We start from the raw sequence: 13,219 nt of genomic DNA on the forward strand, positions 1-13,219 counted from the left end.
CGCATCTATCTTAAGACTGATATTTAAGCCGATTTTTTACTGGGACCCACTGGACTAATTGGGGACAGTGGGTTCGGAATGGTCCGTTTACCCATTTTAGTCCCGTTGTGATATTGATGGGGTTTGACTGGCGATCGCCCCGGCATTCTCTCAAATTTCATAGCTTTCTAGCGACCCTGTAACTATGCTGACTCTTCCTGGTGTTGCCGTTCAAGTGCAAATCTATGAAAGTGCTAACTCCCTCTTATATCGAGGGATTCGTGAGCAAGATAACCAATCTATTATCCTAAAACTTCTCAAAGAAAATTATCCCACTCCTCAACAACTGATTCGCTATCGCACGGAATATGAAATTACTAAATCCCTGAATGTATCCGGAGTGGTTCAAGTCTATGATTTGCAAAAATATCAAAATCGCCTCGTCATGTTGATTGAGGATTTTGGAGGCGAATCTTTAAGCTATTGGATGCAGCATCGCCAATTTACCTTATCCAATTTTTTGCAAATTGCCATTAAAACCACCGAGGCCCTGGCCCAGATTCACGCTGCCAATATTATTCATAAAGATATCAATCCCGGTAATCTGGTTTTCAACCCCACAACGGGACAGATTAAAATTATTGATTTTGGAATTTCTACCCCATTCAACCGGGAAAATACTACACTCAAAAATCCCAATGGCCTGGAAGGGACCCTTGCCTATTTATCTCCGGAACAAACCGGCAGAATGAATCGCTGTGTGGACTATCGCAGTGACTTTTATTCCTTGGGAGTCACTTTTTATGAACTGCTGACCCACCGCTTACCCTTTGAAAGTACCGACCCTTTAGAATTAATCCACTGTCATATTGCCAAACAGCCCATTCCCCCCCATCTACTGGTGGAAAACCTTCCTACAGAAGGGAAAAGTTGGGAACGGGGAATCGATAATATTCCGCCAGTTCTCTCGGAAATTATTCTCAAACTGATGGCAAAAACCGGAGAAGAACGGTATCAAAGTGCTTATGGATTAAAAGCCGATTTAGAATTTTGTTGGCAGCAACTCCAGAACACTGGACAAATTTCTCCCTTCCCGATTGCGCTTCAGGATATTTCCGATAAATTTCAACTCCCTCAAAAACTCTATGGCCGAGAAGCAGAAATTGCAGCCTTAATTTCTGCTTTTGAGGGGGCAAGAAGGCAAAGTCAACTGATGCTGATTGCTGGATATTCCGGCATTGGAAAATCAGCTTTAGTGCAGGAACTTTACAAACCGATTACGGCTCATCGGGGCTATTTTATTTCGGGGAAATTTGACCAATATCAGCGGAATATTCCCTATAGTGCTTTGGTGCGATCGCTACAACAGTTAATCAAACACCTCTTAACTGAAAGTGAACCTCAACTTAAACAATGGCAGGAGAAACTATTAACCGCATTAGGGGTCAATGGTCAAGTCATTGTGGAAGTCATCCCAGAAATTGAATTAATCATTGGCAAGCAACCCCCGGTCCCCACCCTCGGTCCCAACGAGTCCCAAAATCGGTTTAATTTAGTCTTCCAAAAATTCATTAAAGTCTTTACGCAACCGGAACATCCTTTAGCCTTATTTATTGATGATTTACAGTGGGCAGATGGGGCATCCTTGAACTTAATTCAACGACTGATGGCAGGGGCAGTCCCGGGACTATTTTTAATTGGGGCCTATCGAGATAATGAAGTCTCTCCCGGTCATCCACTGGAGTTAATGGTGGATGAAATGACTAAAAATGGAGCTATTATTGAGCGAATTTCTTTATCTCCCTTAGAGTTACCGACCATTGCCCAATTAATTGCCGATACCCTGAAATCAACCCCAGCAGCGGTGATGGAACTGGCGGAATTAGTCCAGTTTAAAACTGGGGGCAATCCCTTTTTCATGAATGAGTTTTTAAAGTCTCTTTATACGGAAGGACTGCTACAGTTTAAAACCCAAGTTTTTGAGGGTCCTGATGCCCATTTTGCTCTCCCTGATTCTCCAAAAAACCTAGGCATAGATAGGGTTGGATGGTTCTGGGATTTAGGGCAGATTAAGGCCCGAAATTTTACAGATAATGTAGTGGAACTGATGACTGGAAAAATTCAAAAGCTACCCGAATCAACCCAATTATTAGTGAAATTAGCCGCTTGTATTGGCAATGAGTTTGACTTAAATCTTTTAGAATTAGTCAGTCAGCAATCTTTGAAAAAAACGGTAGAAGATTTAAAGGCAGCGGTTGCAGAAAATTTAGTCATTTCTCAAATAAATCAAGGGGAAATCGAGTTAATCCTGACTGAAGAAGATTATTCCTACTGTTATTTACCTCGAAAGGAATATCCGGCCCTGATTTATCAGTTCGTTCACGATCGCATTCAACAGGCGGCTTATTTTCTGATTCCGGACGCCGAACGAACTCGGGTTCATCGAGATATCGGACAAATTCTTCTGGAGAATACTCCCCCCAGTCGCCGGGAAGAAAAACTCTTTGACATGGTGAATCAATTTAATTTTGCCCTAAACTTAATCACCGAATCCGAGGAAAAATATAAATGGGCAAATTTAAATTTAATGGCTGGGGAAAAAGCTAAACTATCGGCTGCTTATCAACCGGCTTTGACTTATTTAAAAGTAGGGATAGAGTTATTAGAAGAGGACAGTTGGCACCAGCATTATCCTTTAACCTTATCTCTGTATGCAAAGGCCGCAGAAGTGGCTTATTTGAATACAGATTTTGAGTTAATGGACCAAATGATTGAGGCAGTTTTGAGTCAGGCTCAAACGGTTTTAGATACGGTGGCTGTGTATGAAGTTAAAATCTTGGCTTATAATGCCCAGAGTCAATTTAATGAGGCGATCGCCATTGGATTAAAAGTCTTGAAACTCCTGGGGATTAACCTCCCCAGTCATCCTCACACCGGCCATGTTTTATGGGGTCTGTTGCAGACCAAATTAGCCCTCGGATTTAAACCCGTTGCCAGCTTAGTAGATCTGCCCTTGATGACCGATGTTTATCCCAAAGCGGCCATGAGTATCCTGGGAAAAATCACCTCCTCTGCCTATTTTGCCGCCCCTTTAATGTTTCCCTTGATTGTATTTAAAAATGTCACCTTATCCATTAAATGGGGCAACAGTTCAGAATCCGCTTATGCCTATAGTAGTTATGGGGTAATTCTCTGCGGAGTCGTGGGACAATTGCAGACGGGATATCAATTTGGTCAACTCTGCCTCCAGGTTCTTTCTCAACTGAATGCCCGAGATGTGAAAGCCAGAACAGAATTTGTGGTAGGGGCTTTAATTCAACATTGGATTGACCCCCTCCCTTCAGTCTTAAAACCTCTGCTGAATGCCTACCAAATGGGTTTAGAAAATGGAGATTTGGAATATGCCGCTTATGCGGCTTGTCACTATTGCTACAATGCCTTTTTAAGCGGGCAAGAGTTAGTCCCCTTGGAATCACAAATGGTCACCTATGCCACCTGCATTCAGGAAATGGGACAGATGCGGGTTTTGAATTTACAAGAAGTCTTTCATCAGGGAGTGCTGAACTTACTGGGAAAATCTGCGAATCCTTGCACCTTGAAAGGGACCGCTTTTGATGAAGCAATTATGCTGCCAGAACTTGAAAGCCGGAATGACCGAACGGCTATTTGTTATGTTTATTTTAATAAATTAGTCCTCAGTTATCTGTTTGGAGATTTAGAACAGGCACTGAACTCGGCTAATCTCTGCGAAGCTTATCTGGATGGAGTAACTGCTTCTCCCGTGGTGATTTATTTTTGTTTTTATGATTCTCTGATTCGGTTGGATATTGCAGCAAAATCCGACCCTGTGTCCGTAAAAATGTTTCTCAAAAAAGTTAGAGAAAACCAGAAGAAGCTTAAAAAGTGGGCGCGAATTGCTGGGATGAATAATGCCCATAAATTTGAGTTAATTGAGGCAGAACGGTATCGAGTGTTGGGCAAAAAACAACAGGCTGCCGCCTGCTATGACTCCGCCCTTGAGTTGGCTCAAAAACGGGATTGCCCCCCCGAGACTGCCCTAATTTATGAACGGGCGGCTAAATTCTATTTTGCCCAACGAAAAATATTAATTGCTAAAGCCTATTTGCAGGAATCTCACTATTTTTATCAACTCTGGGGTGCAGTGGCTAAGGTGAAGCAGTTAGAGGAATTATATGATAACTTCCTCACTCCAGAAAATCGGAAAATTCCCGATACGCAACAAACGATATCGGCTAGTGCAGCAGACTTACTGGCTCATCTGGATATCTCAACAATGATGAAGGCATCCCAGGCGATTTATGGGGAAATTGTTTTAGAGAAATTGCTCTCTAGTTTAATGAAGATTGCCATTGAGAATGCGGGGGCACAACGGGGTTGTTTGATTTTATCCCATCAGGGACAGTTGAGGATAGAAGCGGAGGGAACGATTGATGGCGATCGCATCACCGTGTTGCAATCAATTCCCCTGACTGAATCCGACCGGGTTGCGGTGGCGATCGTGAATTATGTGGCCCGAACTCAAGAAGCCATTGTCTTAAATAATGCCACCCAAGAGGGTGATTTTACCAATGATTCCTATATTCAAAACAATCAGATTCAATCTATCCTCTGTGTTCCCCTGATTGATGGCGGCAAGCTGGTTAGTATTGTTTATTTAGAGAACAATCGCACCACTGGAGCCTTCATCCCGGAACGGGTAGAAATTTTAAAGCTGCTCTCAGGACAAGCGGCGATTTCTATTCAAAATGCCAAACTTTATTCCGAAGTCCGCAATAATGAAAAGCATTTAGCCCAACTGAATCAAGCTTATGAACGATTTGTTCCCCGTCAGTTTCTCCAGGTTTTAGATAAAGCGAGTATTGTCGAGGTGGAATTAGGGGACCAAGTTCAGGTGGAAATGTCGGTGTTGTTTTCTGATATTCGCGACTTTACGACCCTGAGTGAAAGTATGACTCCGGAAGAAAACTTTAAATTTATTAATTCCTATTTATCTCGAATGGAACCGGCAATTTCTGAGCATTCAGGCTTTATTGATAAATATATCGGGGATGCAATTATGGCCCTCTTTAGTGGAGAAGCAGATAATGCCGTTAAAGCTGGAATCTCTATGCTGCATCGCCTCGTTGATTACAATCAGCATCGGGCTAATTGTGGCTTTGCACCCATTAAAAATGGGATTGGGATTAATACTGGGTCTTTAATGCTAGGAACCGTCGGGGGAGAAAATCGCATGGATGGGACGGTGATTAGCGATGCGGTGAATTTAGCCTCCCGGGTGGAAAAATTGACGAAAAATTATGGTGTTTCGTTATTAATTACGCACCAAACTTATTCGCGGTTAATTCATCGCGATCGCTATGCCATTCGCCGCATCGATCGCGTACAAGTCAAAGGAAAATCGCAAGAGGTGACCGTGTATGAAGTGTTTGATGCCGACTCCCCAGAAATCAAAGCCGGAAAGTTAGCCACCTTAGACCGATTTACGGAAGCATTATCCCTATTTGAGGACGAAGATTTTCTAGGTTCAGCCCGGTTATTGGCTTATTGCTTGAATCAAAACCCGGGCGATCGGGTGGCACATATCTATTTTGAACAGTGTCAAAGGAGGTTTACTGGATTACGCTAACTTCTGGCGTTTTTACGACTCTCCCTCGCCGGTTTGCTGTGGGGCGATCGCACCACTCTTCCTTCGACCGATATGCTCTCCTAGAGCATCGGTACAGTATCCGTTTAATCGCACCACGGCTTTTGTCACTAATTTGCTGCTAATTGGTGGAAATTTTGGAAACAATCCGGGTTCTAACTTTTACTCCCCGGAAACACTAGAAAAAACTGGCCTTCTTGCAGTCTACCGATTAAGTTAAACTTAAACTATCAATTCCTTCGAGGGTGGTGCTTTAGTACCAGTCCGAAATACCACAAAATTTGATTCTTTACTCCCCCCTATTCTAACTATGCTGACTCTTGCGGGCGTTACCATTCAAACTCAAATCTATGAAAGTGCCAACTCCATTGTCTATCGCGGGATCCGGGATGTAGATTCTCAACCGATTATCCTAAAAATTCTCAAAGAAAATTATCCCACTCCCCAAGAACTGGCCCGCTATAGCACCGAATATCAGATTACCCAATCCCTAAATGTCCCGGGGGTGGTGAAGGTTTATGATTTGCAGAAATATCAAAATACCCTCGCCATGTTTGTCGAGGACTTTGGAGGCGAATCCCTAAAACATTGGCTGAGTGAACGCAGCTTTACCTTAGAAGAGTTTCTGCATCTGGCACTCGCCATCACTGAAGGATTAGGACAAATTCACGGGGCGAATATTATCCACAAAGATATTAACCCGAGCAATATTGTTTTTAATCCAAACACCGGACAGGTTAAAATCATTGACTTTGGCATCTCCACTCAATTAACCCGAGAAAATACTACTCTAAAAAATCCCAACATCCTAGAAGGCACTCTCGCCTATCTCTCCCCGGAACAAACGGGGCGAATGAACCGCTGCATTGACTACCGCAGTGACTTTTATTCCCTAGGGGTGACCTTCTACGAACTGCTCACCCACCGACTACCTTTTGAAACGACCGACCCCCTGGAATTAGTCCACTATCACATTGCTAAACAGCCGATTCCTCCCACGGATATTGAGGCCAGCATTCCCCCAGTCCTTTCAGACATGATCCTCAAGCTGATGGCAAAAACAGCGGAAGACCGCTATCAGAATGCTTATGGATTAAAAGCAGATTTAGAGGAATGTCTGCGTCAACACAATGCAGATATTGTATTAAATTTTTCCTTGGCCCGTCACGATGTTTCGGATAAATTTCAATTACCACAAAAGCTCTATGGCCGAGAGTCAGAAATCCAGAGTTTATTATCAGCCTTTGCCGAAAGTAGTATCCAAAGTCAACTGATGCTGATTGCGGGATATTCCGGCATTGGCAAATCGGCCTTAGTCCAAGAACTCTATAAACCGATTACGGAAAAACGGGGTTATTTTATTTCGGGGAAATTCGACCAATATCAGCGAAATATTCCTTACAGTGCGATAGTTCGAGCCTTTCAAGGCTTAGTCAAACAACTGCTGACAGAAAGTGAAAGCCAGCTCAATCAGTGGCGGGACAACCTGTTAGGTGCAGTGGGAGTGAATGGACAAGTGATTGTGGAGGTGATTCCAGAAATAGAATTAATTATTGGACAACAACCGGAGGTTCCGGAACTGGGGCCAAATGAGTCCCAAAATCGGTTTAACTTAGTGTTTCAGAATTTCATTAAAGTATTTACTCAACCCGAACATCCCTTAGCCTTATTTATTGATGATTTGCAATGGGCGGATGGAGCATCTTTTAAGCTGATGCAATTGTTGATGGGTTCTCGATCGCCGGGATTATTCTTAATCGGGGCCTATCGAGATAACGAAGTTTCTGCCGCCCATCCCCTGATGTTAACCTTAGATGAAATTGCCAAAACTGGCGCAGTCATCCAGCGTATTTCTTTGGTCCCCTTAAACTTAGCAACCATCGCCCAATTGATTGGAGATACCCTCAACTGTGACTTAGAAACAGTCCAACCCCTCGCCGAGTTAGTTCAAGGCAAAACCGGCGGAAATCCATTTTTTATGAATGAATTTTTGAAATCTCTCTACACCGAAGAACTGGTGGATTTTGACCTAGAAACTCTGCGGTGGGAGTGGGATTTAGAGCAAATTCAAGCCCGGGGCTTCACGGATAACGTGGTAGAACTGATGGTGGATAAAATTCAAAAACTGCCTCAAGACACCCAAGAACTGTTAAAACTGGCTGCTTGTACTGGCAACCAGTTCGACTTAAACATTATCGGGTTAATTTGCGAAAAATCTCTAGCAGAAATGGTCACGGAGTTGCAATCAGCCGTTGCCGAAAATTTGGTGATACCCTTGGGGAATTTAGGAGAATTTTCCTTGACGATCGCCGAGTCAGAATTTTTGACCCCTGACTTCATCGAAACTCACCGAAAATCTTTACAATACAAATTTGGCCATGACCGAATCCAGCAAGCGGCCTATTCTCTAATTGACGAGGTTCAAATTCCCTATCTTCATCGGAAAATTGGAGATGTAATTCTCCAAAATACGCCGAAACATAAGCAAGAAGAGAAAATTTTTGATATCGTTAATCAACTCAATTTTGGCGTTGAATTAATCAGCGAACAGGCTCAAAAAAATGAACTGGCTGAATTAAACCTGATGGCTGGGAAAAAAGCGAAACTCTCCACCGCTTATCAGCCTGCTTTGAATTATTTGCAAGTGGGGATAGAACTCTTAGGAACCCAGAGTTGGCAAGACCAGTATGCCCTGACCCTTTCCCTCTATGAAGAAGCGACGGAAGTCGCCTATCTCAAAGCCGATTTTGCCTTGATGGATCAATGGGTGGAAACCGTAGTCGCGCAAGCCAAAACTGTCCTCGATAAGGTCAAAGTTTATGAGGTAAAAATTCAAGCGGGGGTATCCCAAAGCAAGTTTAATGAAGCCTTGGATATCGGACTAGAAGTCTTGAGCTTATTCGGAATCAAATTACCGAGGCAGCCTAAAACCGTTGATATTTTATTAGGACTGATTCGGACAAAACTGATGATTGGGTGGCGACCGATCGCCAGTTTACAAGACCTCCCTCCCATGACCCAGCCTGAGATTCAAGCCATCATGGGAATTTTATCGAAACTCAATACCGCCATCTACTTTTCCGCCCCTTTATTGTTTCCCTTGGCTGTTTTTCAACAGGTCAATTTATCGATTAAATGGGGCAATACTTCAGAATCTGCTTATGCCTATAGTTGCTATGGATTGATTCTCTGTGGCCTGGGAGATATTGAGTCAGGCTATCAATTTGGTCAACTGGCCCTCAACTTCCTCAAACAACTCAACACCAAAAAAGACAAGCCCCGAACGGAATATCTGGTTCATAGCTTTATTAAACATTGGAAAGACCCAGTGCAAGAGATGTTAAACCCAATGTTAGGAGCTTATACCGTCGGGCTGGAAACGGGAGATTTGGAATTTGCGGCCTATTCTGCGTTCCATTACTGCTACTATAGTGTTTTAATTGGCGCTGAACTGACTCAACTGGAGTCAGAGATGGAAATCTATGCTCAAGTCATCGAGGAAACAGGACAGGAAAGAACGACGGACGGGCATCGGATCTTTTATCAAACTGTTCTGAATCTGCTCGGTCAAGCTGAAAATCCTTCTCATTTAATCGGAATGGCTTTCGATGAACAGGTGAGGATGCCCATCCTCCAGAGTCGCAAAGACCGGAGTACAATTTTTGTGATATACTTCAATAAATTAATCCTGTGCATTCTGTTTGGAGAGGTTGAGCAGGCGATCGCCAATGCGGACCTAGCACAAGCGTATATCGATGCCGTTCCCGCTACGCTGCTCCTTTCTCACGTTTGTTTTTATGATTCTTTAGCGCGTTTAGCCCGGGCATCCGATGCACCCCGATCGCAGAAAAATTCCTGGATTCGCCAAGTTTTCCGCAACCAGAAAAAACTTAAAAAATGGGCGCATTATGCTCCGCAAAATAATTCCCATAAATATTGGCTGGTAGAGGCGGAACTCTGTCGGGTACAAGGCAAAGATGTACAGGCGAGCAATTACTACGATAAAGCCATCATCCTAGCCCAAGAAAATAACTATCTCCACGAAGCAGCGATCGCTTATGAACTCGCCGCCAAATTCTATCTCTCCAAAGGGAAAGAAAAAGAGTTGACTGCCATCGCCTATATGCAGCAAGCTCGCTACACTTATCAACTCTGGGGTGCTACGGCAAAGGTTCAGGATTTAGAAACGCGATATGGCGAGTTCTTTATTACCCGGGAACGGGTCAGCACAAACAGTACAACCAAATCCGTCGCCAGTACCACTGGATCCGGGTCTAGCCTCGATATTGCCACAGTAATGAAAGCTTCTCAAGCCATTTCCGGGGAAGTTTTGCTGGAGAAATTACTCTCTAGCTTGATGCAAATTCTCATCGAAAATGCTGGCGCACAACGGGGCTACTTAATTTTATCAATTCAGAGCCAATTGCTCATCGAAGCGGCAGGAGAAATAGAAAATGAGCGGGTCACGGTGTTGCAATCGATTCCCGTAGCCAACTGTCAGACCCTTTCCGAATCGATTGTCAATTATGTAGCCCGAACTCAAGAAACCGTGGTATTAAATGATGCCACGCGCAATGGCAATTTTACCAGCGATGCTTATATCCAACAGGCTCAACCCAAGTCAATTCTATGCGTCCCCCTAATTGATAGAGGTAAACTCGTCAGTATTGTTTATTTAGAAAATAATAGCACCACGGGAGCCTTTACCCCGGAACGAGTGGAAGTGTTACAGTTGTTATCGGGCCAGGTAGCAATTTCTATTGAAAATGCCCGCTTGTATCAAACCTTGGAAGAGAAAGTCAAGGACCGAACTGCCCAATTAGCCAATGCCAATGCAGAAATTACGATTCTGAATGAGCGGTTAAAAGCGGAAAATATCCGGATGGGGGCGGAGTTAGATGTGACGCGGCAACTGCAAAAAATGCTCTTACCTAGCCAATCAGAATTGGATGCGATTGAGGGTTTAGATATTGCTGGATTTATGGAACCGGCAGATGAAGTGGGGGGGGATTACTATGATGTGATCAAAAGTGGGGAGCGCACCAAAATTGCGATCGGGGATGTGACGGGACATGGGTTGCAAAGTGGGGTGGTGATGATGATGGCTCAAACGGCGGTCCGGACGTTACTGGAAGGAGATTTTACGGACCCGGTACAATTTTTAGATGTCATCAACCGCACGATTTATAAAAATGTCCAGCGCATCAATGCTGATAAAAATATGACTCTGGCGCTGCTGGATTATCATCAAGGCAAATTAACCTTAAGTGGGCAGCATGAAGAGGCGATCGTCATGCGTGCCGATGGAAGCGTAGAGTGTATTGATACCGTTGATTTAGGATTTCCAATAGGTCTCATTGATGAGATTGCGGATTTTGTGAGTACCACGGAGATTGAGTTAAATTCTGGGGATGTGGTGGTGTTGTACACCGATGGAATTACAGAGGCGGTGGATAGCAATTTGGTACAGTATGGTCTTGAGCCGATGATTGCATCAATTCGCCATCATTTACAGGGTAATGCGCGGGAAATTTGTCAAGCTGTGATTGAGGATGTCCGGCGACATATTGGCGGGCAGAAGATTTATGATGACCTCACCTTAATTGTTCTCAAACAGAAGTAACGAGGGTGAGCAAGAGGCTGGGTAGAGGATGAGTCAAGCAATCAACGCTAAACCTCACCCCAGCCCGATCAGTTAGTCACAGAGTTTACTACTTGTAAACTGGCATTTCGCCACTGTTGAGACGGAGCATATAACTGTCGAGATCGGCCCGAACTTTGTCTGCCAGGAGGAACCCGCCCAACATATTGGGAAAGGCCATTGCAAAGAACATCATATCGGAGAAATCGAGGATGGCACCGAGGTTGATGACGGTCCCGAGGAAGACGCAAACGACATAAATCACGCGGTAGATAATCATGCTGCTTTCGCCAAACAAGTAGGTCCAGGAGCGTTCACCGTAGTAACTCCAGGAAATCATGGTGGAGAAGGCAAACAGAAAGACGGCCAAAGTGAGGACAGTGGGGAACCAACTGATCACGGAAGCAAATGCGGCAGCGGTGGTTTCTACCCCAGGCGCTGTGTTGGGGTTGGCATATTCTCCGGTGATAATGACGACTAAGGCGGTCATGTTACAGATAATTACTGTATCGATAAAGGGTTCGAGGAGGGCGACAATGCCTTCTCGGACGGGTTCTTCAGTTCGGGCGGCAGCATGGGCGATCGCCGCTGAACCGAGCCCGGCTTCATTGGAGAATGCCGATCGCCGGAACCCCTGGACCAATACGCCAATAAATCCCCCATAAGCTGCTTGGGGGACAAACGCTTCGGTAAAAATTTGGGCAAAGGCAGCGGGAATCTGAGGCAGATTCATCAGAATAATCCACAAAGATGCTGCCACATAAATGGTACACATCGCCGGAACCAAGGCACCGGCGACGTTCCCGATCCGCTGAATCCCCCCAATAATGACGAGGGACACCAGGAAGGCTAAAGCGATTCCGTACAGCCAGTTGGGTAGCGCCGGGAATAGACCGGAAACGGCGACAAAGGATTGATTCGCTTGGAACATATTGCCCCCACCGAAGGCGGCCCCAATACAGAGGATGGCAAACAAACTCGCCATGATATTGCCAAATTGACCCATGCCTTTTTCCGCTAAACCCCGAGAGAGATAGTACATGGGGCCCCCGGCAATCCGACCATCGGGCAGGACAATGCGATATTTTTGGGCGAGGGTGCATTCAACAAACTTGCTCGTCATGCCGAATAAGGCGGCAACGGTCATCCAGAACATGGCCCCGGGTCCTCCGATGGAAACGGCGATCGCCACCCCGGCAATATTCCCGAGTCCCACCGTAGCGGATAGGGCCGCAGCCAGGGCTTGGAAATGGCTGACCTCTCCAGCTTCGGCAGGGTCGTCATAGTGACCTTGGATCACGAAAAAGGCGTGTTTCAAGGCGCGGAAGTTGATAAAGCCCATGCGAATGGTGAAATAAACCGCACCGCTAATCAACCAGACGACAATGAGGGGGATGCCTAGGCCAAAATCGAAAAACAGGACGGCAGACATCCAAGCCACCACTTGCGTGAAGACGGCATCGAGGGTGGGGAGGAAGCCGGTGGGTGCAGCCTCTTGAGCTTCTTGGGCGACTGCGGCGATCGGCAGGGCCAGTAGAAATAGGATGATCGGTGAAATCCAGCGTTTCTTCATAATTGCAGTCAGTTAAAGGGAATGGGACAGGGAATGGGAGTCTTCAAGAGGTGACTATACTGCCCTGGGCGGGTCAAGCTGGGCTTAAAGAGAAATATTCCGCCTTGTTATCGTTCAAGCTGTAACCAATCTGCGTAATTTTGTCAAGAAACTGGGGGTTGATTCTATTATCGGGAGCCTAGTCCGGGGGTACAGTCACGGGACAAGAAACCGGGTTTCTTAACCCAAATGTTGGTGATTAGCAACAGATTCGGTTAAGAAACCCGGTTTCTTGTCCTAGCTGATCTAAGGGAACTCCAAAAAATAAAATCTCCACAACGTTCGTTCGTAGATCAACGGAGTAGCCCCGTCACTGTAGGGG

General features: G+C 45.1%; 5 protein-coding genes. 2 read left to right on the forward strand and 3 right to left on the reverse strand.

The features are described from left to right. Window positions 1-23: 23 nt before the first annotated feature. Window positions 24-161 carry a hypothetical protein gene (locus NG833_RS04415; RefSeq protein ID WP_254564120.1) on the reverse strand — a complete coding sequence of 46 codons (138 nt, stop codon included), beginning with the start codon at window positions 159-161 and terminating at the stop codon, window positions 24-26. Between the two features lie 23 nt (window positions 162-184). Here NG833_RS04415 and NG833_RS04420 point away from each other — a divergent pair, with 23 nt between their 5' ends. Then, window positions 185-5,626 carry an AAA family ATPase gene (locus tag NG833_RS04420; RefSeq protein WP_254564121.1) on the forward strand — a complete coding sequence of 1,814 codons (5,442 nt, stop codon included), beginning with the start codon at window positions 185-187 and terminating at the stop codon, window positions 5,624-5,626. A gap of 12 nt (window positions 5,627-5,638) precedes the next feature. Here NG833_RS04420 and NG833_RS04425 read toward each other — a convergent pair whose 3' ends face one another. Further along, window positions 5,639-5,791 (reverse strand): hypothetical protein, encoded by a 153-nt coding sequence (locus NG833_RS04425; protein WP_254564122.1) that lies wholly within the window; start codon window positions 5,789-5,791, stop codon window positions 5,639-5,641. Between the two features lie 163 nt (window positions 5,792-5,954). Here NG833_RS04425 and NG833_RS04430 point away from each other — a divergent pair, with 163 nt between their 5' ends. Next, window positions 5,955-11,267 (forward strand): AAA family ATPase, encoded by a 5,313-nt coding sequence (locus tag NG833_RS04430; RefSeq protein WP_254564123.1) that lies wholly within the window; start codon window positions 5,955-5,957, stop codon window positions 11,265-11,267. An 88-nt stretch (window positions 11,268-11,355) separates the two neighbouring features. Here NG833_RS04430 and NG833_RS04435 read toward each other — a convergent pair whose 3' ends face one another. Beyond that, window positions 11,356-12,858 (reverse strand): sodium:alanine symporter family protein, encoded by a 1,503-nt coding sequence (locus tag NG833_RS04435; protein WP_254564124.1) that lies wholly within the window; start codon window positions 12,856-12,858, stop codon window positions 11,356-11,358. Between the last annotated feature and the right edge of the window lie 361 nt (window positions 12,859-13,219).

The sequence above is a fragment of the Oscillatoria sp. HE19RPO genome (genome assembly GCF_024220515.1).
GTDB lineage: Bacteria > Cyanobacteriota > Cyanobacteriia > Cyanobacteriales > Laspinemataceae > Laspinema.